25 protein-coding genes are annotated in these 24,537 nt (G+C 60.8%); 19 read left to right on the top strand and 6 right to left on the bottom strand.

Features of this window, described 5'->3' with window-relative positions; all coding sequences use genetic code 11:
• Positions 1-108 precede the first annotated feature (108 nt).
• From ACZ5IU_RS01940 to ACZ5IU_RS01910, 7 genes are all read left to right on the top strand, one after another.
• Positions 109-393: a YhdT family protein gene (locus ACZ5IU_RS01940; protein ID WP_464419973.1), complete on the top strand. Its 285-nt coding sequence runs from the start codon at positions 109-111 to the stop codon at positions 391-393.
• Positions 390-1,877, top strand: coding sequence for a sodium/pantothenate symporter (gene panF, locus ACZ5IU_RS01935; protein WP_464419971.1), 1,488 nt, complete (start codon positions 390-392; stop codon positions 1,875-1,877). The genes ACZ5IU_RS01940 and panF overlap by 4 nt, the downstream gene beginning before the upstream one ends.
• Before the next feature lie 59 nt (positions 1,878-1,936).
• The gene (panB, locus tag ACZ5IU_RS01930; protein WP_464419969.1) at positions 1,937-2,770 is read left to right on the top strand and encodes a 3-methyl-2-oxobutanoate hydroxymethyltransferase; all 834 of its coding nucleotides are present in this window, start codon (positions 1,937-1,939) and stop codon (positions 2,768-2,770) included.
• Complete coding sequence (locus ACZ5IU_RS01925) at positions 2,767-3,708, top strand: ketopantoate reductase family protein (protein WP_464419967.1); 942 nt, start codon at positions 2,767-2,769, stop codon at positions 3,706-3,708. Before panB ends, ACZ5IU_RS01925 begins: the two co-directional genes overlap by 4 nt.
• 32 nt (positions 3,709-3,740) lie before the next feature.
• Positions 3,741-4,736, top strand: coding sequence for a TRAP transporter substrate-binding protein (locus ACZ5IU_RS01920; RefSeq protein WP_464419965.1), 996 nt, complete (start codon positions 3,741-3,743; stop codon positions 4,734-4,736).
• 64 nt (positions 4,737-4,800) lie between these two features.
• Positions 4,801-5,289: a TRAP transporter small permease gene (locus ACZ5IU_RS01915; protein WP_464419963.1), complete on the top strand. Its 489-nt coding sequence runs from the start codon at positions 4,801-4,803 to the stop codon at positions 5,287-5,289.
• Positions 5,286-6,566: a TRAP transporter large permease gene (locus ACZ5IU_RS01910; RefSeq protein ID WP_464419961.1), complete on the top strand. Its 1,281-nt coding sequence runs from the start codon at positions 5,286-5,288 to the stop codon at positions 6,564-6,566. Before ACZ5IU_RS01915 ends, ACZ5IU_RS01910 begins: the two co-directional genes overlap by 4 nt.
• A 56-nt stretch (positions 6,567-6,622) precedes the next feature.
• Here the strand turns inward: ACZ5IU_RS01910 and ACZ5IU_RS01905 are convergent, their stop codons facing one another.
• Positions 6,623-8,737, bottom strand: a complete 2,115-nt coding sequence (locus ACZ5IU_RS01905) for a glutamine synthetase III family protein (protein ID WP_464419959.1) — start codon at positions 8,735-8,737, stop codon at positions 6,623-6,625.
• A gap of 308 nt (positions 8,738-9,045) precedes the next feature.
• On the opposite strand from ACZ5IU_RS01905, the gene queD reads away from it, so the two are divergent.
• The 11 genes from queD to ACZ5IU_RS01850 all read left to right on the top strand — a co-directional run bounded on the left by queD (position 9,046) and on the right by ACZ5IU_RS01850 (position 18,767).
• Complete coding sequence (gene queD, locus ACZ5IU_RS01900; RefSeq protein WP_464419957.1) at positions 9,046-9,426, top strand: 6-carboxytetrahydropterin synthase QueD; 381 nt, start codon at positions 9,046-9,048, stop codon at positions 9,424-9,426.
• Positions 9,407-10,180 carry a GTP cyclohydrolase FolE2 gene (gene folE2 / locus ACZ5IU_RS01895; protein WP_464419955.1) on the top strand — a complete coding sequence of 258 codons (774 nt, stop codon included), beginning with the start codon at positions 9,407-9,409 and terminating at the stop codon, positions 10,178-10,180. Before queD ends, folE2 begins: the two co-directional genes overlap by 20 nt.
• 38 nt (positions 10,181-10,218) lie before the next feature.
• Positions 10,219-11,184, top strand: a complete 966-nt coding sequence (locus ACZ5IU_RS01890; protein ID WP_464419953.1) for a 2-hydroxyacid dehydrogenase — start codon at positions 10,219-10,221, stop codon at positions 11,182-11,184.
• 55 nt (positions 11,185-11,239) lie between these two features.
• Positions 11,240-12,160: a hypothetical protein gene (locus ACZ5IU_RS01885; RefSeq protein WP_464419951.1), complete on the top strand. Its 921-nt coding sequence runs from the start codon at positions 11,240-11,242 to the stop codon at positions 12,158-12,160.
• Positions 12,154-12,906 (top strand): YggS family pyridoxal phosphate-dependent enzyme, encoded by a 753-nt coding sequence (locus tag ACZ5IU_RS01880; RefSeq protein ID WP_464419949.1) that lies wholly within the window; start codon positions 12,154-12,156, stop codon positions 12,904-12,906. The genes ACZ5IU_RS01885 and ACZ5IU_RS01880 overlap by 7 nt, the downstream gene beginning before the upstream one ends.
• Positions 12,907-12,909: 3 nt before the next feature.
• Positions 12,910-13,293: a cell division protein SepF gene (locus ACZ5IU_RS01875; RefSeq protein WP_464419947.1), complete on the top strand. Its 384-nt coding sequence runs from the start codon at positions 12,910-12,912 to the stop codon at positions 13,291-13,293.
• Positions 13,286-13,786: a DivIVA domain-containing protein gene (locus tag ACZ5IU_RS01870; RefSeq protein WP_464419945.1), complete on the top strand. Its 501-nt coding sequence runs from the start codon at positions 13,286-13,288 to the stop codon at positions 13,784-13,786. Before ACZ5IU_RS01875 ends, ACZ5IU_RS01870 begins: the two co-directional genes overlap by 8 nt.
• A complete protein-coding gene (gene recG, locus ACZ5IU_RS01865) occupies positions 13,786-15,885 on the top strand; it encodes an ATP-dependent DNA helicase RecG (protein WP_464419943.1) in 2,100 nt (699 codons plus the stop codon). Before ACZ5IU_RS01870 ends, recG begins: the two co-directional genes overlap by 1 nt.
• A complete protein-coding gene (locus ACZ5IU_RS01860) occupies positions 15,882-16,325 on the top strand; it encodes a regulatory protein RecX (protein ID WP_464419941.1) in 444 nt (147 codons plus the stop codon). Before recG ends, ACZ5IU_RS01860 begins: the two co-directional genes overlap by 4 nt.
• An 80-nt stretch (positions 16,326-16,405) precedes the next feature.
• A complete protein-coding gene (rny, locus tag ACZ5IU_RS01855) occupies positions 16,406-17,947 on the top strand; it encodes a ribonuclease Y (protein ID WP_464419939.1) in 1,542 nt (513 codons plus the stop codon).
• Between the two features lie 13 nt (positions 17,948-17,960).
• Complete coding sequence (locus tag ACZ5IU_RS01850) at positions 17,961-18,767, top strand: TIGR00282 family metallophosphoesterase (protein ID WP_464419937.1); 807 nt, start codon at positions 17,961-17,963, stop codon at positions 18,765-18,767.
• A 74-nt stretch (positions 18,768-18,841) separates the two neighbouring features.
• Here ACZ5IU_RS01850 and hypE read toward each other — a convergent pair whose 3' ends face one another.
• Genes hypE through ACZ5IU_RS01835 form a run of 3 tightly spaced genes read right to left on the bottom strand, consistent with a single transcriptional unit; the run spans position 18,842 to position 21,141 of the window.
• Positions 18,842-19,834: a hydrogenase expression/formation protein HypE gene (hypE, locus tag ACZ5IU_RS01845; protein ID WP_464419935.1), complete on the bottom strand. Its 993-nt coding sequence runs from the start codon at positions 19,832-19,834 to the stop codon at positions 18,842-18,844.
• The gene (gene hypD, locus ACZ5IU_RS01840; RefSeq protein ID WP_464419933.1) at positions 19,819-20,910 is read right to left on the bottom strand and encodes a hydrogenase formation protein HypD; all 1,092 of its coding nucleotides are present in this window, start codon (positions 20,908-20,910) and stop codon (positions 19,819-19,821) included. Before hypD ends, hypE begins: the two co-directional genes overlap by 16 nt.
• A 9-nt stretch (positions 20,911-20,919) precedes the next feature.
• Positions 20,920-21,141 carry a HypC/HybG/HupF family hydrogenase formation chaperone gene (locus tag ACZ5IU_RS01835; protein WP_464419931.1) on the bottom strand — a complete coding sequence of 74 codons (222 nt, stop codon included), beginning with the start codon at positions 21,139-21,141 and terminating at the stop codon, positions 20,920-20,922.
• Between the two features lie 251 nt (positions 21,142-21,392).
• Here ACZ5IU_RS01835 and ACZ5IU_RS01830 point away from each other — a divergent pair, with 251 nt between their 5' ends.
• Complete coding sequence (locus ACZ5IU_RS01830) at positions 21,393-22,721, top strand: sodium-dependent transporter (RefSeq protein ID WP_464419929.1); 1,329 nt, start codon at positions 21,393-21,395, stop codon at positions 22,719-22,721.
• A gap of 161 nt (positions 22,722-22,882) precedes the next feature.
• Here the strand turns inward: ACZ5IU_RS01830 and ACZ5IU_RS01825 are convergent, their stop codons facing one another.
• Both ACZ5IU_RS01825 and ACZ5IU_RS01820 read right to left on the bottom strand, forming a co-directional pair.
• Positions 22,883-23,455 (bottom strand): nitroreductase family protein, encoded by a 573-nt coding sequence (locus ACZ5IU_RS01825; RefSeq protein ID WP_464421786.1) that lies wholly within the window; start codon positions 23,453-23,455, stop codon positions 22,883-22,885.
• Entirely contained in the window at positions 23,340-24,455 is a 1,116-nt protein-coding gene (locus ACZ5IU_RS01820) for an A/G-specific adenine glycosylase (RefSeq protein WP_464419927.1), read from the bottom strand. The genes ACZ5IU_RS01825 and ACZ5IU_RS01820 overlap by 116 nt, the downstream gene beginning before the upstream one ends.
• Between the last annotated feature and the right edge of the window lie 82 nt (positions 24,456-24,537).

The following is a 24,537-nucleotide window of genomic DNA, read 5'->3' as shown; positions in this document are numbered from 1 at the left end:
GGAGGGAAACCGGGCGGCGGGAAGCGTTCGAAGCGGCGGTTCCGGCTGTGAACGGTCCGCTTCCTGTGGTTGTGACTGCGCGCATATGCAACGAAGGGAGGAATGGCGATGAGTTCGAAGGGTACCGGAAATATCCGCCAGGCCAATAGGGAAGCGATAATATCGCTCGTTCTGTACGGCCTTTTTTTCCTGTGGTGGTATTTCTCTGCGTATGGCCCCGGTGATTCCGATCCGAAGAGTTATACGTTCGTCTGCGGATTTCCCTCGTGGTTCTTCTACAGCTGCATCGTCGGATATATCGGAGTTTCCGTACTCGTCTGGGTCGTCGTAAGGCTTTTCTTCAGGGATATCCCGCTCGACGGGACGGAAGATCGCAAGGAGGCCGCGAAATGACGACCCCGTCCGTGAACCTGAGCATGATCGCCCCTCTTGCCCTGTATCTCGTCGCCGTCATGGGGATCGCCATTTGGGCGAACAGGTCGGCCGCAAAGGCGACGACGGCGAAGGGATTCGTCGAGGAGTATTTCCTCGGAAGCCGCTCGATGGGAGGATTCGTCCTCGCGATGGCGATCATCACGACCTATACGAGCGCGAGCAGCTTCATTGGAGGGCCGGGCGTCGCGTATAAAATGGGGCTCGGCTGGATCCTCCTTGCGATGATCCAGGTCCCGACGGCCTTTCTGACGCTCGGCGTCCTGGGGAAACGATTCGCGATCGTGTCGCGGCGGGTTGGAGCCGTGACGGTGACGGATTTCCTTCGCGCGAGGTACAAGAACGATATCGTCGTCGTCGCCGCTTCCACCGCCCTGATCGTCTTCCTGATGGCATCGATGCTCGCCCAGTTCATCGGAGGGGCTCGTCTCTTCCAGACGATCACGGGGTATCCCTATACGGTCGGACTCGTCCTCTTCGGACTGACGGTCGTCATCTATACGAGCGTCGGCGGTTTCCGGGCCGTCGTCCTGACCGACACGGTCCAGGGGATCATGATGATCCTCGCGTCCATGGCGATACTCTTCGCCGTCGTCCACGCGGGAGGCGGCGTGGCGAACATCATGAAGACCCTCCAGGGAATCGATCCCGCACTCATCACGCCGTACGGTCCGAAGAACTTCATCGCGAAACCCTTCATTCTTTCCTTCTGGGTTCTCGTCGGCTTCGCGATTCTCGGGCTCCCGCAGACGACGCACAAGTGCATGGGCTATCGCGATTCGAAGTCGATGCACGACGCAATGATCATCGGAACGATCACAGTGGGGTTCCTCATGCTCGTGATGCATCTCGTCGGAACGCTGGGGCGCGCGGTCATTCCGGACATCGCCGTCGGAGACATGGCGGTCCCCACGCTCACGATGAAACTCATGTCCCCGTTCCTCGCCGGGATCTTCATCGCGGGACCGCTCGCGGCGATCATGTCGACGGTCGATTCAATGCTCATCCTGTCATCCGCGGCCATCGTCAAGGATCTCTACCTTCACTACGTCAGAAAGGACGACGAATCCACATCTCCGTCGACGCTCTCGAGGATGAGCCTGATCACGACGGCCGTCATCGGCGTCATCGTCTTCGTCGCGGCGATGAACCCCCCCTCGCTTCTCGTCTGGATCAATCTCTTCGCCTTCGGGGGGCTCGAGGCCGTCTTTCTGTGGCCGACCGTTCTCGGTCTGTACTGGAAAAGGGCCAACGCAACCGGAGCGGTGCTCTCGATGTTCGTCGGATGCGGCTGTTTCTTCCTGTTCTCGATCCTGAAAATTCCGTTCTTCGGGATGCACGCGATCGTTCCCACGATCGCGATTGCGTTCGTGGCGTTTGTCCTCGGCACCTTCTTCGGAAAGCCGACCGACGAAAAGACCCTGCGGACGTTCTGGGACGATTGATCGAAAGCGTTCGCAAAAAGCCTGACAATCCAACAACCGAAAGGAGTTGTACGGGACACATGGCCAAAGTAACGATCCAGAAGTTGCAGGAAATGAAGCAGAAGAAAGAGCGCATCACCATGGTGACGGCATACGACTATCCGTCCGCAGTCCTGGTCGAGAAGGCGGGGATCGACATCATCCTCGTCGGAGATTCGCTGTCGATGGTCGTTCTGGGAAATTCCGGGACCGTCCCGCTCGCGACCGACGAGATGATTTATCATATCCGTCCGGTCGTCAAAGGCGCGCCGACGCCGATGATCGTCGGCGATATGGTTTTCGGCTCGTACAACGAAAGCGTCGAACAGGCGATCCATACGGCGAACCGCATGATGAAGGAAGGAGGCTGCGACGTTCTCAAGCTCGAGGGCGCGCGTCCCGACATCGTCAAGGCCATCGTCGACGCCGGAATTCCGGTCCAGGGGCACATCGGACTGACACCACAGACCGCATCCCTGCTCGGCGGGTTCAAGGTCCAGGGCAAGAGCCTCGGGGCGGCCGAAAAACTGATCAACGACGCGATCGCGCTCGAAAAAGCCGGCGCGTTCTCCATCGTCGTCGAATGCGTCCCGGAGGAACTCGGACGCGCCGTGTCCGAAGCCGTCTCCATTCCGATCATCGGAATAGGCGCGGGGCGCTATACGGACGGCCAGGTGCTTGTCTTCCACGACATGCTGGGACTCTTCGACAAGTTTCTCCCGAAATTCGTCAAACAGTACGCGAAGATCGGCGATGATATCGTCTCCGCTCTGGCCGCGTATCGCGACGAGGTCCGTCAGGGAGCTTTCCCGGGCGATCAGCACGTTTTCGGCGGGCTGAGCAGGGAGGACATCGAGGGGCTGAAGAAGTCATGAACATCGTCATCCTCGGTTCCGGGGCGATGGGGTGCCTCTTCGGTGGACGACTCGCGGAAGCGGGGTATCCCGTGACGCTCGTCGACGTATGGAAAGAGCACATCGACGCCATCAACGCCCATGGTCTCAGAATCGAAGGCGCGGGGGGAGACAGGACGATACGCGGCCTTCGCGCCGTCGCCGACCCCGCCGGAGCCGGAATCGCCGATCTCATGATCGTCTTCGTCAAGGCGACGATGACGAGGACGGCCATAACGCAGGCTCTTCCGGCGGTCGGTCCCCGTACGGCGGTTCTGACGCTCCAGAACGGACTCGGAAATGTCGAGGCCATCAGCGAAGTCGTCGGAGGAGAGCGGGTTCTCGCGGGAGTGACGGGGCACGGCTCGACGCTTCTGGGGCCCGGAGTGATCCGGCACGCGGGACAGGGAGATACGGTCATCGGCGAGGTGTCGGGATCGGTTCCGGGAAGACTCGAGGAAACGGCGGATGTCCTGCGGAATGCGGGATTCGCCGTATCGCTCTCCGATAACGTCATGGGACTGATCTGGGGGAAACTTCTCGTGAACGTCGGTATCAACGCGCTGACGGCCGTTACGGGGCTCAGGAACGGGCGGCTCGCGGATTTCCCGGAGACGGGCGATCTCATGGAAATGGCGATCCGGGAAGCGGTCGCGGTCGCCGAGAAGAAGGGGATCGTCCTGACGGTGTCCGATCCCGTCAACCATACGCGGGAAATCGCGAAGAAGACGGCCGCCAACCGCTCTTCGATGCTTCAGGATGTCTGCCGTCGCAGGCGGACGGAGATCTCGGTCATCAACGGGGCGATCGTCGGGGAGGGGAAACGCCTCGGCGTTCCGACGCCCGTCAACGACGTTCTCGCCAAACTCGTTGCGGTGCGCGAGAAGACGTATGATGAATCGGAATTCACCATTTTGTAAGGCAACTCAAGCATGAAGAGGAGGGGTAGGGAATGACGTGGAAACGAAGTTTTGCCGTCCTTGTGTGTGGTCTCGCGATGGTCGGAGCGAGTGCGGCCATGGTCGCGGCAGAGGCGAAGTACGCCTATAAGCTCGGGCATTCGGTGAGCGAGAAGCATCCGTATCATCTCGGTGCCGTGCGCTTCAAGGAGATCGTCGAAAAAGAAACGAAGGGAGACGTTACGGTTTCCGTTTTCCCGAACAACCAGCTGGGAACCGGTGAGCGGGATCTCCTCGAAGGACTCCAGCTTGGTACAGTCGACTTCTACGTGGGGTCTACGGGACCCATGAGCGGCTTCGAGAAGAAATTCATGCTTTTCGATTTCCCGTTCCTCTTCAAGTCGAAGCGACATGTCTACGGCGTACTTGATGGAAAGATCGGCGCGTACGTGATGGGACTCCTCGACAAGCAGGGAATGAAGGGGCTCGCCTGGTGCGAGAACGGTTTCCGCCACGTGACGAACTCGAAGCGTCCGATCGCCGTTCCGGCCGACGCCAAGGGGCTGAAGCTGCGCACGATGGAAAACAAGGTTCACATGGCGATCTGGAAAGCGCTCGGCGCGGATCCGACCCCCATGGCGTGGGGAGAGATCTTTACGGCGTTGCAGCAGGGCACCGTCGACGGACAGGAAAATCCGATCCCGGTCATCTACACGTCGAAGATCTACGAGGTCCAGAAGCATCTGTCGCTGACCGGACACGTCTTTTCGCCCGCGATGATCATCATGAGCAAGGCGAAGTTCGACGCCCTGCCGAAGGAATATCAGGACATCGTCCTCAAGGCGGCGCGGGAGGCGGCGGTCTATCAGCGCGAGCAGATCACGAAGATGGAGGACGAGCAGATTTCGAAACTCAAGGAACTCGGAATGACGGTGACGACGCCGGATACCACTCCCTTCCGCGAGGCGACGAAGGCCGTCTACGAGCAGTTCAGGGGGGAACTCGGAGAAGACGCGAAACTCCTCGACGATATTATCGCGGGAAACTGAACGATTCGGGAAGCGGCGCGAAGAAATTCTTCGCGCCGCGATCATACGGGAGGGAATCGGGATAATGCGGGTTCTGAAAAGGGTGCTCGGTTGCGTCAACACAGTCACCGAGTATGTCGTCAGCGTTCTTCTCGTGATTATGGTCGTCGTCGTATTCCTGCAGGTGATCTTCCGTTTCGTGATCCATGCGTCGCTTCCCTGGTCCGAGGAACTCTCGCGGTACATCCTCGTATGGCTCTCCTTTCTCGGTGCAGCCATCGGAGTACGGAGAGGCGCCCATATCGGCGTCGAGGTTATCGTTTCGTTTCTGCCGAAAGCGATGAAGAGGCTGGCGGCGCTTTTCGTCGACTGTGCAAGCATAGTCTTCTTCGCGCTCATGATCTTCTACGGACACAAGATTCTCGCGGTCGTCGGACGCCAGCTCTCTCCGGCGATGGAGTTATCAATGGCGATCCCGTATTCGGCTATCTGCGCCGGTGGTTCGCTGATGTTCCTTTACGCGGCCGAACACGCGCTGGGCGTTCTTGTGGGCGGAGAGGGACCGGCGTCATGACGTCCGTTCTTTTCTATTCGCTTCTCGCGCTTTTTTTCCTGAACGTTCCGATAGCCATCTCGATCGGCCTCGCGTCCGCGGCCGCGATCATGTTCACCGGCACGATTCCGCCGGTCGTCCTCGTTCAGAAGATGTTTACCGCGACGGATTCGTTCCCCCTCATGGCGGTTCCTTTTTTCATCCTTGCCGGGGCGCTGATGGAGTCGGGAGGGATCTCGCGGCGTCTCGTCGATTTCGCGAACGCGATCGTCGGCCGGTTTTCGGGAGGACTGGCCTTTGTGGCCATTATCGCGTGCATCTTCTTCGGCGCGATCTCCGGGTCGGCTGTCGCCTGCGTCGCGGCGATCGGAACGATCCTGATCCCGTCGATGGTCCGGCGCGGATACGACGCCCCGTTCTCGACGGCGGTCCAGGCGTGTGCGGGAACGCTCGGAGTCATGATCCCGCCGAGCATCCCGATGATCATCTACGGCGTCATGACCGGCGTCACGATCGGAGGTCTCTTCATGGGGGGGATTCTCCCCGGGATCTTCGTCGGGGCATCCCTCATGCTCGTGGCCTGGTTCATCGCGAGAAAACGAGGATACAAGGGCGACCGGAGGGCCGACGCGGCGCATGTCTGGGCGACGTTCAAGGATGCGATCCTCGCGCTCCTGATGCCCGCGATCATCCTTGGCGGAATCTACGGGGGAGTTTTCACTCCAACGGAAGCCGCCGTCGTTGCCGTCGTCTACGGCTTCGTCATCGGGTTCTTCGTCTACAGGGAACTCAGAATCCGCGACCTGAAGGGGATTCTCGTGAATTCGGTCGTCGGGACGGCGATGATCATGTTCATCATCGCCACGTCGTCTGTCTTCAGCTGGATCCTGACGGCCCAGAAGATCCCCCAGAGCGTCGCGGAGGCGATTCTCTCCTTCTCGAGGAATCCCGTCGTCGTCATGTTCCTGATCAACGTGTTGCTCCTGTTCATCGGGACGTTCATGGAAACGGTCGCGTCGATCATCATTCTCGTTCCGGTGCTGCTTCCCGTCATCACGCAGCTCGGGATCGACCCGCTCCATTTCGGCGTTCTCATCGTCGTGAACCTCGCCGTCGGGATGGTGACGCCGCCACTCGGCGTCTGCCTTTTCATGGGGTGCAATATCGGGAACGTGTCGCTCGAGGAAATTTCGCGGGCGGCCGCTCCCTTTATAGCGGTAATGATTCTCGATATTTTCATTCTCGCGTACGTTCCCTGGATCACGACCGTGTTGCCGAAACTTGCGGGGCTCTATTGATACGTGCCCTGGAAAGTGCGTCTCGGGAGAGAGACTCTCTCCCGAGACGGCGCCGCCTACAAAATCTGGAAAAGGTCGCGGTATGTCGGATAAGGCCAGATATCGCGGGCGACCAGCGACTCCGCCGCATTGCAGAGCGCCCTGACGGAATCGAGCAGGGGAAGGCCTTCGTCGGTGAGAAGCTGCGCCCGTTCGTTCATCCCTCCGTGACCGGCCTTCACATGCAGGGCGTCGAGCTTGTCGGACATCGTCATGAGACCGGTTTTCAGGGAAGCGAGCCGGCCGACGTATGCTGAAAGCGTGGTTCGCTCCGCGGTTTCGTCCGGAACGAATGAGAGGGATTCTCCCTCGAGGATCATCTGTCGCGACAATGCGGGCAGGATTCCCTCCCAGATCATGGATTTCAGGATGCCGATCTCGATGTCGATCGTCTTGACGTATTGTTCCATCCTGATTTCGTAATATGCGTCGATTTCCCTTTCGGAGAGGATATTGAGATTCGAGAGAAGCTCCTTGTTCTCCGGACGGAGGTAAAGATCCAGAGCCTCGACGGTCGTTTTCGCGATCGAGAGCCCCCTGCGCTGCGCTTCCCGCTGCCATTCCTCGGAGTAACAGTTTCCTTCGAAGCGGATGGGTTTGCTCTCCTGCGCGGCCCGGGCGATGGCCTCCATCGCGATATCGTTGATATCGCCGGCGCCCGCCGACATTCGGGCCTCGATCATCCGGGTGACCTCGTCAATCCCCCACGCCCAGATCGCCATGATCATCGTCAGCGGGCCCGCGATCGATTGCGGGGCGCCGGGAGCCCTGAATTCGAACTTGTTTCCCGTGAAGGCTATCGGCGCCGTCCTGTTGCGGTCGGAATTGTCGCACAGAATCGACGGCAGCTTGTTGAGACCGAGATCGAGGGTTGCCTCCTCAGGCATCGTCCCCCCGGAACCGTTCCCGAAACCGTCGAGCAGCGAGGAAAGCGTACTCCCGAGGAAGACGCTCAGGATCGCCGGGGGCGCCTCGTTTCCGCCGAGACGGTGCATGTTTCCCGGAGAGGCGATCGACGCGCGCAGGAGATTGCCGTACCGGGCGAACCCGAGCAGAAACGCGGACAGGAACGTGAGGAACTGGACGTTCTTCTTCTGGTTCGTCGACGGCATCAGGAGATTTCTCCCCTCGCTGTCGCGGATCGAAAAGTTGATGTGCTTTCCGCTTCCATTCAGTCCCGCGAAGGGCTTCTCGTGGAGCAGCAGCGTGAAATCGTGACGGCGCGCCATCTTGCGCATCGTCTCCATGATGAGCTGGTTCTGGTCGCATGCCGGATTTGCTTCCGCGAGCTGCGGCGCGAACTCGAACTGGCACGGGGCGGCCTCGTTGTGTCGTGTGTCGATGACGACACCGAGCCGGTAGAGGTCGCGCTCGACATCCTCCATATAGGAAAGGACCCTCGGAGGAATGGAACCGAGGTAATGATCCTCCATCTGCTGTCCCTTGGGAGGCGGGCATCCGAAAATCGTGCGTCCGCAGAACTGCAGGTCGGGGCGTTTTTTCGCGAGCGGGGCGTCGACGAGGAAGTACTCCTGCTCGGCACCGACCGTGACATGCGCCCAGCGGACCCCTCTGTTCCCGAAGAGTTTCAGAAGTCTCAGGGCGCGCGATTCGACGGCCTCGAGCGCTTTGAGAAGCGGGGTCTTCAGGTCGAGCGGGGTTCCGTCGTATGAGATGAAGACCGACGGGATGCAGAGCGTTCCGCCCTTCTTGCTCATGATGAGGAACGCCGGGCTCGAGGGATCCCACGCGCTGTATCCCCGCGCTTCGAACGTCGACCTGATGCCGCCAGAGGGAAACGATGACGCGTCGGGTTCGCACTGGATGAGCTGTTTGCCCTTGAATGACTCGATCGGATGCCCCGTTTCGTCAGACGAGATGAACGAGAGGTGCTTTTCCGCGGTCAGTTCGGTGCGGGGCTGGAACCAGTGAGTCCAGTGCGTGGCGCCTTTCGAGATCGCCCACTCCTTCATCGATGCGGCAACCATGTCCGCAACGTTGGGATCGAGTTTCTGACCGCCGTCCATGGCGGCGAGGAGATTGTTGTAAACCTCCTGCGGCAGCCGATCTTTCATCGCCCTGCGGTCGAAAACGTTGACGCCGAAAATATCGCGCGGTCTGTCGAACTGCATCGGTTTTCCCTCCCAAAAGAGAATCTTGAATCGAGATTGCCGAGTTATAGCACGAAGGGCATTGAACCGCAAGATATGCGCCAAAAACTGTTACACTTCGAGGCATATGGTGCTAAAAGTTGCTGAAATACTCTCGCTCGCATTTTTTTCAGAGAAAAATTGTATCAGCGCGGAATTGGCATCGAATATCGTGTTCGAGATACATCCAAAACTTTTCTACGAAACAATAGGTGTATGTAAGGATAATTTCCGATGTCCGATGGTGTAAAATCAAGACAGCCGAATCACTTCAAAGTGGAGGAACCCATATGAAACTCCGAAAGGAATTTACGTTCGATGCGGCGCATAACCTGATTCGCTACAAGGGGGCATGCGAACGCCTTCACGGACATACGTACCGGCTGGCCGTCGACATCGAGGGGACGCTGAGCGACGACGAGATGGTCATCGATTTCTGCGAGGTGTCCTCGATCGTCCGCGAGAATGCCGTTTCCCTTCTGGACCACGCCTATCTCAACGATCTCGTGGAGCAGCCGACCGCGGAGAATATCGCGCTCTGGATATGGAATCGCATCGAATCCCCCCTCGAGCGGCGCAACTGCGCGCTTTCGGCCGTGACCGTTTGGGAGACCGCGACGAGCAGCGTCGTCATCGGAAAGGAGGACGTCCATGCGCGATGTGCAGAATGAACGCGACGTACGGAATATCCCGATCGACCGGGTGGGAGTGAAAGACCTTTCCTATCCCGTTTCGGTTCTCGACCGCGCCGAGAAGGTCCAGCACACCGTCGCGACGTTGAAAATGTCGGTCTCTCTCCCGAAGGAGTTCCGCGGGACGCATATGAGCCGCTTCATCGAAGTTCTCGACGAATTCAAGGAAAAGCTCACGATCACGTCGATGGAGCACATGACGGAGCGGCTTCGCGAATCCCTCGACGCGGACACGGCGGAAATAACCGCTTCCTTCCCGTATTTCATCTCCCGGTGCGCCCCTTCGACGGGGATATCCAGTCTTTCGCGGTACGAGGTCACGTTCGACGCGATCCGGGGAAGCGATTTCTTCGACCTTCGCACGACGGTAACCGTTCCGGTCCAGACGCTGTGTCCCTGTTCGAAGGAGATATCGGAGAGAGGGGCCCACAACCAGCGGGGCTACGTCCGGATCGCGACGAGGATGCGGGGAATCGTATGGATCGAGGAACTCGTCGACATCGCGGAAGCCTCCGGATCGGCGCCCGTCTACACGCTGCTCAAGCGCGAAGACGAGAAGCACGTGACGGAAATGGCGTACGACAACCCCCGCTTCGTGGAAGATGTCATACGCGAGGCGGTCGTGCGACTCGAGGAAGAGCAGAGGATTCGCTGGTACCGGGTGGACGTCGTCAGTCACGAAAGCATTCACAATCACGACGCGTTCGCGACCGTGGAACGCGACAAGAAATAACGCGGAAACGCGAAACGCACTGACGGGAGGCGAGACGAATGCGGATCCTGTTTGCGGGAAAGGAATTTCGCCGGCTCTGGGATATCCTCGCGCCGGCGTTCAGGGACTACGATACGGATGTCGCCGGAGACGACGAGCTCCCGGTGAAGATCGGGGATGCCGAAGTGCTCATCATCCGTCCGATGCCCGTGGACGATGCCCTGCTTGCGCATGCCGGGAAGCTCCGGATGATTCAGCAGTGGGGAACCGGGACGGAAGGAATGAATCTCGACGCGTGCACGCGGAAGGGGATCTTCGCGTGCAATGTCCCGTCGCGAGGCACCGGGAACGCAGAGAGCGTCGCCGAGATGGCCATCATGCACATGCTGCTTCTCGCGCGGAGATTCTCCCGTTCGCAGGAAAAACTGCTGGACGGAAAGGTTTTCACTCCGCCGGGAGTCTCTCTCTGGAAGAAGAAAGCCTGTGTCATCGGCCTCGGAGGCCTCGGCCACTCGATTGTCGAACGGCTCGTCTGCCTCGGGATGACTGTCGTCGGAGTCAACCGGACCCAGCGCGAGGAGTTCTGGGAGTGGGGGCTCAGCGAAGTCTATCCGCTCTGCGACCTCGAGAAGGCGGTCGCGGGGTGCCGATTCGTGATTCTCGCGCTTCCGCTCAATCAGGAAACGGCGGGCATCATCGGAGGACCTTTCTTCCGTTCGATGGAACGGGACGCGTTCTTCATCAACGTCGCGCGCGCGGGAATCGTCGTCCGGGAATCCCTCGAGCTGGCTCTCGCGGAAAAATGGATTGCTGGAGCCGGGCTCGACGTCTTCTGGAAGGAACCTCCGGATGTCGCGGACGCGCTTCTCCATAGCCCGAACGTGACGGTGACGCCCCACGTCGGTGGCGTCACGGACGCGTCGCTTTCGGGCGTCCTGCACTTCATCCTGCAGAACATCGCCCGTCTCGCGTCGGGCGAGACGCCGCTCTCGTGCCTGAACGAACGACGACTTGCGGGGCGATGAAGCGCACGAAACACGACGTTCCGGCAGAGCGGAGCTCGGGAGACGTTTTCGTGAGATGAGATCCACGGTCCTGAGAGTTCTCTATTTCGCGTTACTCCTCGCCGTGGCGGTCACGAGTATCTATATCTACACGATCTGGTGGGATGAGTACCAGCGGTCGCATCCGAAGGTGACGGTCGCGGAATATCAGACCTACAGGGAGGATATTCCGTTCCATGGCATTTTGTTATGGAAGGATTACGTCCTGACGTCCGCGTGGGAAGGAACGGTGTCGTATCCGCTTGGCGAGGCCGCCCGCGTCGCGAAGGGCGATGTCGTGGCCGTCGTGACGTCCCGCGCCGGAAAGATGGCCGTCCGCGCGCCGGAGCCGGGATACTTCGTCGCGGGCTTCGACGGGGCGGAGGAGAATTGGACGTACGTGCGCTTCTGGACCGGGGACGACCTCCTGCCGACGCCGCCGGAATTCGTCGCGATCCGGCCGGGAACGCACATTCCGAAGGGAGGGATCATCGGCAAGATGGTGCCTCAACCTCAGGAGCTCCGCTGTATCGCGTTCGTCGACCTTCCTCCCATGCTGCTGAAGGCTCTGGACCAGAGGGTGGTCCGCGTCCGCCTCCGGGAAACGCAATGGCCCGTGAAGGCGGATGTCCGCGTTTTTCTGAAACTGCACGAGCGGCGCGGAAAGGTCTATCTGACGCTGCCGTTTTTCCCCATTGATATTGTGCAATCGAGAGTTGTGTCGTATCGTATCGTAGCGGGCGGGCATTCCGGAGCGGCCGTACCTGAGTCGTGTGTCGTGGCGAGAAACGGCCGCGTCGGTGTCTTCGTCGTCGAAGGCACGGTGTCGAAATTCGTCGAAGTCAAGGGAATTCCGATGCCGGAACACCTCTTCCTCATAACCGAGGGAGTGGTTCCTGGTATGGTCGTGATACTGAATGCCGAAAAGGCCCGGGAAGGAAATGTGCGTCTATGGTAGACGGGGTTTCTGAAGACGGGAGATCGATATACGACAGGATCCGGACTGTCCGGGAACGGATGGAGCGTGCGGCGGTTTCTTCGGCCCGAGAGGCCGGAGATGTCGCGCTTGTCGCGGTGACGAAAACGCGGAGCGTTGAGGAAATCGAACGGGCGCTTTCGTCCGGATTCGTCCGCTTCATCGGCGAGAACAGAGTCCAGGAGGCCGAAACGAAGAAAACCCTCCGGAGTATCGGTGGAGGCGCTGCGGTTCCGTGGAGGCTTATCGGACATCTCCAGCGAAACAAGGCGAGAAAGGCGCTCTCCCTCTTCGATACGGTGGATGGCGTGGATTCTCCGGATCTTGCGGCCACCCTCCAACGCATTCTCGAAGAGGATGGAACGAACCGGATCCTTCCGGTCCTGATCGAAATTAACACGTCCGGAGAGGCGTCGAAGCACGGTGTTACGCCGGAGGGGGCGGAACTCCTTCTCGAAACGATCCTTGGGTCCTGTCCGCGACTCCGGTGTGACGGCCTGATGACCGTCGGACCGATGAGCGATGACGAAGGTGTCGTCCGGAACGCTTTCGCCCGACTGCGTCACCTTCGGGAGACGCTTTCGGGCCGCCTCCGGGTTCCCCTGAAGGAGCTTTCCATGGGTATGAGTGGCGATTTCGAATGGGCAATCATGGAGGGAAGTACCATGGTGAGGATCGGGTCCGCCCTTTTCGGCCCCCGCGTTTCGGCGGTGACTCTCGGGAGGTGAACCATGTTCGAACGGATCCTGTCTCTCCTCGGGCTCGAACCTTCCGAGGAAGCGGAAGACGCGGAAACGGGAGATGATGCGCGGGAACTCGAGGAACGCAAGACGCGGGTTCTGACGCCACCTCCGGCGAGAGCGGACGTGATCGTCTGTCGCGGTGCGGCATGCGTCGGGCGGAAGGAAGATCTCGCCGAAGTCCTTCATGCCGGGCAGATGGTCATCGTCGATCTTCGCGGAATGGAGAGGGACGACGGGCAGAGCGTTCTCGATTTTCTCTGCGGCGTCGCATTTTCCATGCGGGGAAACGTTGTCCGAATTGCGCAGGCCGTCTTTCTCGCGATTCCGAAGAAGACGATGATTGAGGAATGGGAGGAAAAAACAGGTGGCTGATCTTCTGACCGCGCTTGACGTCGAAAACAAGACCTTCTCCAAATCGATGCGGGGATACGCGCAGTCCGAGGTCGACGATTTTCTTGACAAAGTCGCCGACGATATCCAGCGGTATGTCGAAATGAACGCGGAACTCAAGCGACGCATCGAACGCCTCGAGGAACAGATCGGCGAATACACGAACCTCAAGGAGACGCTTCAGGGAACGCTCCTGATGGCGCAGAAGACGGCCGAGGCGAAGGAAGAGACGGCGACGCGGCAGGCGGAAACCATCATATCGGATGCGAAGGTACGCGCTGAGCGCATTCTCGTCGATGCGGCGGGGGAACGCGACGCGATCGTGCGCGATATGGTCCGCATCAGACAGGAACGCCAGAACTTCGCGGCGGAGTTTTCGGGGCTCCTCTCCAGATTCCGGTCGATTCTCGAAGCGGAAGAAAAGACCGCGGACCCGGCCCGCGCGAACGCCGCGGACAATCCCGGCGGGGCCTGATGCCGGAGTTTTCGTCCGTTCCGGCGACGGACGGATCGCAGACAAATAACGCCGTCCGGTACATCAGGGGGGTTGGTCCGGTCCGTGAGGCGATGTTGCGTCGACTCGGCATCGGAACTGCGGAAGATCTTATACTCTTTTTCCCGCGGCGCTATGAGGACAGACGAAATCTGACGCGACTCGCGTCTCTCGTAGCGAACGAGAAGGCGTCGCTGCTCGTCCGGGTGGTCGCTGTCGAATCGCGGAAAACACGGGGGCGCGGCGTGTTGCTGACGTCGCTTCTCGTTTCGGATGGGACGGATAGCGCAACGGCGCTCTGGTTCAACAGAACGGATATCGAGAAAAAAATCACTCCGGGAATGACGCTCGCACTGTACGGGCGCATCGATACGCGCTCCGGCAGGCCGGTTATCCTGAACCCCGAGTTCGAGCCCGTCGACGAACCGAAAGACGCCTCCTCGATAGGAAGAATCGTTCCCGTTTACAACGCGACCGCCGGGCTCCCTCAGAAATGGCTCCGGAAGATCGTCGACGCCGCGCTGGACATCTCTCTTCCCTCGATTCGCGATATCCTTCCCGAGGCGATACGCCGCTCCCGTTCCTTTCCTCCGATCAGGGACGCGGTTCTCGAAATGCATCATCCGACCGGCCGGACTTCGTGGAAACGTTCGCGGGACCGGCTCGCGTTCGAAGAATTCTTCATGCTTCAGGTCGCCCTCGCGATGAGACGACGACTCTACCGGATGCGCGAAGAGGCCGGGATTTTTCCGAAACGCGGTCCGCTGCTTCGGCGTTTCCTGGAAGACGTCATTCCGTTTGCCCCGACGAAAGCGCAGTTTCGCGCGATCGACGAAATCGGGGCGGATGTATCCACCTCCGTTCCGATGAACCGTCTGCTTCAGGGAGACGTCGGATCGGGGAAAACCGTCGTGGCGATCGCCGCGGCGCTCATGGCCGCCGACGGGGGCGCGCAGGCTGCCGTCATGGCTCCGACGGAGATCCTCGCGCAGCAGCACTGGTGCAGGATTAAACCTCTCCTCGAGCCTCTGGGTATCCCGGTCGTCCTTCTGTCGGGGGGGGCCGCCGGCGCCGAACGGGATGAGACGCTCCGGCTGCTCGAGACTCGCACCCCTCTTCTCGCCGTCGGAACGCACGCACTGTTCTCTGAAAATGTCCTTTTCGCATCCCTCGGACTTGTCGTCATCGACGAACAGCATCGCTTCGGCGTCCTGCAGAAGAGAGCGTTGCGAGCGAAGGGGTCGGCTCCCCATACGCTCGTGATGACGGCGACCCCCATTCCGAGGACGATGACGCTGTCGGTGTACGGAGACCTCTCCGTCTCAGTCATCGACGAGCTTCCGGCCGGACGCCTTCCCGTCGAAACGAGGCGTGCGACGCCGGGGAACCGGAAGGAGATCGGAAAGACGATACGGGACGCTGTTCGCGACGGAGGACAGGTCTACTGGGTGTGTCCTCTGGTTGACGAAAGCGAAGCCGTCCAGGCCGTCTCCGTTACGGAACGCTACGAGTCCCTCAGGGAGGAATTCCCCTCGCTGCGAATCGGGTTCGTTCACGGTCAGCTTGCCTTCGCAGAACGGGATCGGACCATGAATCTCTTCGCCGCGGGATGCCTCGACCTCCTTGTGGCGACGACCGTGATCGAAGTCGGCGTCGATGTCCCGAACGCTTCGGTGATGATCGTCGAAAACGCCGGACGGTTCGGTCTTTCGCAGCTCCACCAGCTCAGAGGCCGGATCGGACGCGGGGCGCGCGGGGGAGTCTGTCTGCTGCTCGACGCGTCGAGATCGGGCCCCGCTCGCGAACGAATCGACGTCCTCTGCTCGACCAGCGACGGATTCGCGATCGCGGAGGCCGACCTGCGCCTGCGCGGTCCCGGGGAGGTGTGCGGGATCCGGCAGCATGGGATAACGGATTTCAGGGTCGCCGACCTCCTGCGCGACCGGAGATTGCTCGAAGACGCCAGAGCCGAGGCGTTCTCCCTTGTCCGCGACGACCCGGATCTCCTTTCGTGTCCGGACCTTCGCGAACGGGTGGTTCATCTCTATGGAGACGTTCTCCGACTGGTGGAAACCGCATGAACGACGAACGCAGGAAGCTGCTTCACGCCATTCTGTCCAGGGGTCCGATGACCGAAGCGATGCTTCGCAGGCGCCTTCGCGACAGAGGTTTCGAAGAGAGCGAAGCGGACGAATGTGTCCGGTATGCCCGCGAGTCGGGGATGACGGACGACGATATGTATTCGCGGCTTTTTGTCGAGGGGCATCCCGAATGGGGAAACAGGAGAATCATCGATGATCTGAAGCGGCGAGGAGTCTCGGGCGGTGCGATCCGGAGGGCGCTCGACGAAAGGGATCCGGCCGAGGAAGACGCCGCGTACCGTCTCTGCCGGGACCTTGCGGAGAGAGGTCTCGGAAAGGAGACGATCGTTCCGCGGCTTCTGAGAAGGGGATTTTCCCTTTCGATGGCCGGGGAAGCGGCCGAAAGGGCTTGTTCCGGAAAAGAACGACCGGTAAAATGAATCGTTATACGAAAAGCGTGCAGTCCGGAGGTTCCGTTTGCCGGCGCACCTTGAAAATACATTGAGGAGGAGTACCCCGAATGAACCTTACTTTTGCCATTGTCGGAATTATCGCAGGGATCGCGGCCGGGGTCGGCGCGGGATTCCTGCTTTCAAAAACCTTGGGGGCGAAACATCTCGAAGGTGCGAGGACCCAGGCGAAAGCGATACTTCTGGAAGCGGCGCAGGAATCGGATCGTCTGAAAAGAGAAAAACTGACGGAGGCGAAGGAGGAAATTTTCCGTCTCCGCCAGGAGATCGAACGGGAAGGCAAGGAACGCCGCGCGGAGTTGCAGCGCGCGGAACGGCGACTCGAGCAGAAGGAAGAGAATCTGGACAAGAAGACCGAACGCGTCTCCCACAGAGAGGACGAACTGAAGGCGCGTCACGAGGAACTCGACGCGAAGCTGACGGAAGCCGAATCGCTCAAGGCGCAGCAGCTCCAGCGTCTCGAGGAGATCGCGTCGCTGACGAGCGAGGAGGCGCGCGATATTCTCCTGCGGCAGGTCGAAGAGGAAGCGCAGCACCTGATCGGCCTCCGCCTCAAGGAACTCGAGGAAAAAGCGAAGAGAGAGGCTGACCGGAAGGCCAAGGAGGTTATCGTGACCGCGGTCCAGCGGTGCGCCGTCGAATACACGTCCGAAGTCGCCGTCAGCGTCGTTCCGTTGCCGTCCGACGAGATGAAGGGCCGGATCATCGGCCGCGAGGGACGGAATATCAGATCCTTCGAGGCGGTGACCGGCGTCGACCTGATCGTCGACGACACTCCTGAAGCGGTCACGCTGAGCAGCTTCGACCCGGTCCGGCGCGAAGTGGCCAGACTCGCTCTCGAACGTCTCGTCGTCGACGGAAGGATTCACCCGGCCCGGATCGAGGAGCTCGTCGAAAAGGCCGCGAAGGAAGTCGAGGAAAGCATCGTCGAGGCGGGCGAAGGCGCCCTGCTCGACACGGGGATCAAGAACATGAACATGGAACTCGTCCGTATCATCGGACAGCTGAAATACCGCTACAGCTACGGCCAGAACGCGCTCCAGCACAGCCTCGAGGTGGCCCACATCGCCGGGATCATCGCCGCGGAACTCGGACTGGACGAAGAACTGGCGCGGCGGGCCGGCTTGCTGCACGATATCGGAAAGGCGGTCGATCACCAGGTCGAGGGACCGCACGCGGTGATCGGGGCCGACCTCGCGAAGCGCTTCAACGAATCGTCGAGCGTCATCAACGCGATCGCGTCGCACCACGAGGATGTTGAACAGCAGAGCGTCTACGACGTCATCATCGCGGCCGCCGACGCGGCGAGCGCGTCGCGACCCGGAGCGAGACGCGAAAGCCTCGACGCGTACGTTCGCCGTCTCGAGAAGCTCGAAGACCTCGCGAAGTCGTTCAACGGCGTCAGCAAGGCCTACGCGATCCAGGCCGGCCGCGAGGTCCGCGTGGTCGTCTCTCCGAACGTGACGGACGACGGTCTCGTTCACAAGCTGGCTTTCGACATCGCGCGCAAGATCGAGGACGAGATGAAATATCCCGGGCAGATCAAAGTGACCGTGAGTCGGGAAACCCGCGCGACGGAATACGCGAAATAGCGTCTCCAGGACGATGCGGGTTCTGTTCGTCAGCGACATCGTGGGGCGTCCCGGCAGGGAATGCCTCGCCGAAGGATTACCGTTTCTGCGGAAGAAGTACGGAGACCCCGATTTTCTGGTCGTGAACGGCGAAAACGCGGCGGCCGGCCGGGGTCTGACGGTCAGGATTCTCGAGGACCTTTTTTCTCTCGGCGTCGACGGAGTCACGTCGGGGAATCATATCTGGGACAAGTCGGAATTCGTCCCGCACCTTTCCGAATCGGCAAGGGTGATACGTCCCGCGAACTACCCTCCGGCATGTCCCGGACAGGGTGTCATGCGCCTCGACAGGAACGGAAAGACGCTCGTTGTTCTCAACCTTCAGGGACGGGTGTTCATGCCGCCCCTCGACTGTCCGTTCAGGGGCGCCGACGAGATTCTCCGGACGATCGGGGATCCGTGTATCCTCGTGGATTTCCACGCGGAAGCGACATCCGAAAAGCGCGCGATGGGGCTTTATCTCGACGGACGCGTCTCGGCAGTCCTCGGAACGCACACGCATGTCCAGACAGCCGACGAGGAAGTACTTCCGGGCGGAACCGCGTACATCAGCGACGCGGGAATGACGGGAGGGCATGGCGGCGTCATCGGGATGAAAGCGGAATGCGTCCTGCCCCGGTTTCTGACCGGAATGCCGAGCCGGTTCGAAGTGGCGGATACGGGTGTCCGGCTCGAGGGCGTCTTTCTGGAGATCGACGACGAATCGGGGCGCGCCTGTTCGATCGAGCGCGTCCGCTATGTCGTTGGAGAGGGAACGAACGGGCACGAAACTCACGCGTGACTGAGACCGAATGTCGCGGAGGGCCGGTCGGAACAACAGACCGGCCCTCCGCGTCTTTGCCGGTGGGCGCCGCTTCAGCAGATCCGGGGAAGGATCTCCCCCACGGGCATATCGACGACGCGGTGTCCGCCGATGGCTGTCCGTATGCCGACGATGCCGGGATGTCCCTCCGTGGCGACGCCGATGTCGGCCGCCCCGTCGCACGACGGGAACGCCGCGAGCCGCGAAAGGACCGTTTCGGCTTCCGCCGCTCCGACCGCGACGACCATGCACCCCTCGCAGGCCAGATACAGAGGATCGTACCCCAGGATATCGCAGACGGAGAGGACATCCGGATCGGACGGAAGATCGTTCTCCCGGATCTCGATGCCCAGGCGCGCGCCCTCGGCCCATTCGCACAGGACGGTTCCCATGCCGCCGCGCGTGCAGTCCCGCATGCACCGGAGTCCGGCGATGTCAAGAAGCGAGCTGGCAGGTTCCCAGAGCGGCGCGCAGTCGCTCGCGAGTCCGGGGACGTCGAGGCCGAAGCGCTGCGCGGCAATGGTGGCTCCGTGGCGTCCGAACGGCCGCGACACGATGATATGGTCCCCGGGACGCAGCGCGTTCATTCCGAGATCCCGTTCCGAGACTCTGCGTCCGGTCGCGCACGTCGTGACGAAGAGTCCATCCGCGGTCCCGCGCGGAACGACCTTCGTGTCGCCGCATACGAGCGCGATCCCGAGTTCCGAACAGACGCCCGCGGCACTTCGCATATACCCGAGGATCTCCTCCTCGCGGACCCCCTCCTCGAGGACGAGGCCGAGGGCGATCCATTCGGGGCGGACGCCTCTTACGGCGAGGTCGTTGACGCTGCCGCAGACCGAGAGCTTGCCGATATCCCCTCCTGGAAAGACGCGGGGGGAGACGGTGAAGCCGTCGAGCGTGACGGCGAATCCTCCCGGGAGGTAGGCGCAGTCCTCGAAGGATTGCGCGGATCCGAAAGAGGGGAATTCCGCGGCGATCCGGCGGACGAGATCGTTCGTCAAGCGTCCGCCGCTTCCGTGTCCGAGCGTCAGATAGTCTCCCACGAGACGGACCTCCCTTCGTGAAAGCGGAAATATGCCCCGCACGTCCCTTCGCTCGACACCATACAGGGGCCGACCGGCGCCGTCGGGGTGCAGGCGTTCCGGAAGAGCGGACACTCCGGCGGCGTGATGCGCCCGCGCAGAATGTCGCCGCACCGGCACCCCGGCGGTTCGGGCGGCTCGGAAGCGGACAGGCCGAACCGAGAAGCGGCGTCGAACGATTCGAACGCCGGCGAAAGACGGAACCCCGAACCCGGAATCCGGCCGAGGCCGCGCCACGTCGTGTCGCACGGGACGAAAACGGTGTCGAGGAGGGCGAGAGCCCGTTCGTTTCCTTCCGGCCTGACGGCTTCCGGATAGACGGAATGAAGTTCCGCAGAACCGTTCGATACCTGGATCGCGAGGTCGAGAACGGCGAGCAGGATGGAATCCGCAGAGAAACCGGCGACGACGCAGGGACGCCCACAGGCGGCGGCGACGAAGGCGAACGGCTCGTGTCCGAGGATGACGCAGACGTGCCCGGGCAGGATAAGGGCGTCGATGCCGAGATCCCTGTCGTCGAGAAGCGCGCGGACTGCGGGCGGCGTCCTTTTGTGAAGGCAGAAAACGGACAGATTGTCGATGTGGCGTTCCGATGCCGCGGAGAGCATCGCGGCGGTCGCCGGAGCCGTCGTCTCGAAGCCGGCCGCGAGGAAGACGACATGTCTCTCCGAGGAAGACGCGGCAATCGAAAGCGCGTCCATGGCGCTCGTGACGACACGGACATCGCGCCCCCTCGCGCGGGCGTCGGCGAGCGAGCCGCGCGACCCGGGCACGCGAAGCATGTCGCCGTAGGTCAGAATGACGGAATCCGGAATATCCGCCAGGGAGACCGCGCTGTCTATCTGGCCCTGCGACGTGACGCATACGGGACACCCCGGTCCCGAGAGCAGCCTGAACCTCTCGGGCAGGACGGAACGCACTCCCGAACGGAACGCGGAAACCGTATGGGTTCCGCAGACCTCCATGATCTTCAGCGGGAGGTGCGAATACTTCCGGAGGGTGAGAAGAATGTCCTCCGCGGACGGATGCGGTCTCACCGGAGTCGCCTATGCCTTCGCGCGGATTTCGTCGAAAAGACGAAGGAGTTCCTCGGAATCTCTTTCCTCGAGGCGTTCTATGGCGAACCCCGCATGGACGAGAACGACGTCGCCCACATCAAGGGCACCGACGAGATCCGTCCTGATTTCGGTCCGGACCGAACCGGCCCGGGCGACGCAGAGACGATCGCCGGTGATGGTTTCCACTGTGTACGGAACGGCAAGACACATACGTTTCCCTCCCGGTTCGTATTCTACTCGTTCCCTTCCGAAAGGCAACCGGAGATACAGTATTGTCATACGCTACAACAAAAAACCATCATGAGGGCCTTTATTCACGATTCTTGAATCAGCAACTCCCGGAAAACTGTGAATAGATGTATAATCACTTGCGTCAGGCGAAACGTCGGGAGAAAGGAGGGCAGCGACTGGTTTTTCCGAACATTATGTAAATTTATCAAGACTATGGGAGGGATACCGCAGTGACCGAACAGAGAGAGCAATGGGGGAGCAAGCTTGGGTTCATCCTTGCCGCGGCAGGTTCTGCAGTAGGTCTTGGTAATATCTGGCGTTTTCCGTATATCACCGGACAAAACGGCGGAGCTGCTTTCGTCCTTATCTACGTCGCAATCGTGTTCATCATCGGGTTCTCCGTCATGCTCGCGGAGATGGCGATCGGCCGCAAGGCACAGCTGAACGCGGTCGGTTCGTTCGAAAAGCTCAGGGGCGGCCTGTGGCCGATCGTCGGCTGGATGGGCGTCGCGGCAGGGTTCATCATCCTGTCATTTTACTGCGTCATCGGCGGATGGACCATCAAGTACACGATATTCTCCTTCTCCGGTCTCATGGACGTCGCAGCTGCCGGAAAGACCGGAGACGTCTTCGGAGCGTTCGTGACCAACACGACGCAGGTCGTCATCTATCAGGCGATCTTCATGTTCGCTACGATCTGGATCGTCTACAAGGGAATCGGCGAGGGAATCGAGCGCTACTGCAAGTTCCTGATGCCGGCGCTCTTCGTGATCCTGCTCGTTCTCATCGTCCGTTCCGTGACGCTCCCCGGCGCCGAAAAGGGCCTCGAGTTCTACCTCAAACCCGACTTTTCCAAACTGTCGGGAGGAAGCCTCGAAGCGGCGCTCGGGCAGGCTTTCTTCTCGCTGTCGCTCGGAATGGGGTGCATGATCACCTACGGGAGCTACGTCGACAGGAAAACGGTCCTTCCGAGTTCGGCGATCCAGGTCTGCACGATCGATACCATGGTTGCGCTTCTTGCCGGCATGGTCATCTTCCCGGCGGTCTTCGCGTTCGGCGTCGACGCCGGCGCGGGCCCCGGCCTCACGTTCGTGACACTTCCCGGAGTTTTCTCGAAAATGCCGGGCGGAATGATCTGGTCGGCGCTCTTCTTCATCCTGCTCTTCATCGCCGCGATCACGTCGTCGATATCGCTGCTCGAAGTCGTCTGCGCGTACTTCATCGACAAGGGCTGGTCCCGTCCGAAGGCCGCATGGATCATGGGGATCATCATCTTCGCGATCGGGGTTCCTTCCGCCATCTCCCTTACGGGGAACCTCAAGGTTGCGGGCAAGGACTTCCTCGACGCGATGGATTTCATCTCGTCCAACGTCCTGCTGCCTCTCGGCGGCGTATTCATCTCCCTCTTCGTCGGCTGGTTCTGGACAGACGACGCGAGGAAGGAAGTCTCCAACAACGGCGAGTACTCCTTCGGGCTCATGGAGCCGTGGATGTGGGTCTGCAAGGTTCTCGCCCCCGTCGCCATCCTCTATATCTTCATCACCGGTCTGAAGTGGTAGCGCCGGAGTATTGCTGATTCTTTTTCCGGAATATCGAAAAGGGCGCCGTCCGAAACGGGCGGCGCCCTTTTTCATGTGAAGCTGTCCTCAGTTTTCCCGAAGAGCGCGTAATGCCTTTGCAGAAGCTGCGATAATGGATTGTCCTGAACCAGAATGCGGAGCTAACGCCCCGATTCGGACGGGACGTACCACGAAACGCAATTCTCTTTCCGTTTCGGGGCGCGCAGGGTGAATGTCGGGTCGGTCCGGCCAAGCGTAACGGAGTAGTAGGGGACGTACCCTTCGGGGATTCCGAGGAAGCCGATGGCGTTCCGGTCGGCGAAAAAGAACGCCGTCAATCCTATCCAGCAGCTTCCGACGCCGAGGGATGTCGCGGCGAGGATCATATTCTCGATCGCCGCGGAGCAGTCGACCTTCGGGCTCAGGATCCCTCCGGGGACCTCGCGACCCGATACGATGACAACGGTCGGCGCGTGGTAAAACACATGGAAGTTTTCGTTGTTTCCCATGTCGCGGACCCATCCGATGTCGCTCCGGCCCATTCGCTTCTTCGTCTCATCGTTGATTCTGTCGAGCGTCGCGGCATCCTGGACGACGAGAAAGTGCCACGGCTGCTCGTTATGGCCGCTCGGCGCCCAGAGGGCCGCATCGAGGATTTCGTCGAGAAGTTCGCGCGGAAGCTGTTCGGACAGGTACTTCCGGATACTGCGTCTGTTCCGGATTGTTTCCAGGATCTGGTTCACGAGAATCACCCTCCTTTTGTGCAATGGGAATTCGCGTATCATACACCCGCGAGAAATCTTTCTCCGCGAGGATATCGCGGAGCTTCCCGGCACCCGCCGGCAGAGTCTCGTTCCGCAGCTCCGCGAGTGGAATCCATACGCCACTTCCCGAAGGAAAGATTTCGTTCGATTTTCCGTGCTCGCGGCGGAGGAGTACGCCGGTCAGACGGATGCGGTGCGTCGTGAACGCGTGTGAAACCGGTCCGATCCGTCCGATTACCGTGGGGTCGGGGCAGTACGACGATGCGATCCGGAGTGCGGCCGAATCGGGAGTGTCATCCGCTCCGAGCGGTTCCCACGGGAACTCCGTCATGCCGGCCCAGAGCCCGGAATCCGGTCTTCGTCGAAGGAGAACCCTGTCGTCGTCGAGCACGATCGCGGCGACGGCATTTTCCGTCGTTCGCTTTTTTCGCGCGACTGCGGCTCTTTTCGGAGTGCGCGCGTTCACTCGGCCTTCGCAGGTTGCCGCCACGGGGCAGATTTCGCACGACGGACGGACTGGAGTGCAGACGAGCGCTCCGAGGTCCATGATCGCCTGGTTGAACGATCGGGCATCGCCGTCAGGGATGAAATCCGCGAGGAAGTCCGATATTTCGCGGTCGTTCCGGAACTCGCGTCCCCGGATACGGGATGCGACGCGGCGCGCGTTCGCATCCACCGCCGTCGCGGAACGGTTGAACGCGATGCTCGAAATCGCCCCCGCCGTATAGGGACCGATGCCCGGAAGCGAACGCAGTGATCCGGAGTCCTCCGGTATTCGTCCTCCCAGCGTCGTATCGATCGCCCGGGCGGCACGGAGGAGATTGCGGCAGCGGGAGTAGTACCCGAGCCCCTCCCAGAGCTTCAGCACCTCCGCCTCGTCGGCGTCCGCCAGCGAACGGAGCGTCGGAAACCGTTCGATCCACCGCAGGAAGAAAGGAACGACCCGATTCACCTGCGTCTGCTGCAGCATGAACTCCGACACAAGGGTATGGTACGGATCGAGGGTCCACCTCCAGGGAAGATCGCGTCCGCAACGACGGAACCACGAAAGG

Source organism: Lactivibrio alcoholicus (genome assembly GCF_055390895.1).
Note: the sequence above shows the minus strand (reverse complement) of the source record. Positions and strands in the feature narration are given on the sequence as shown.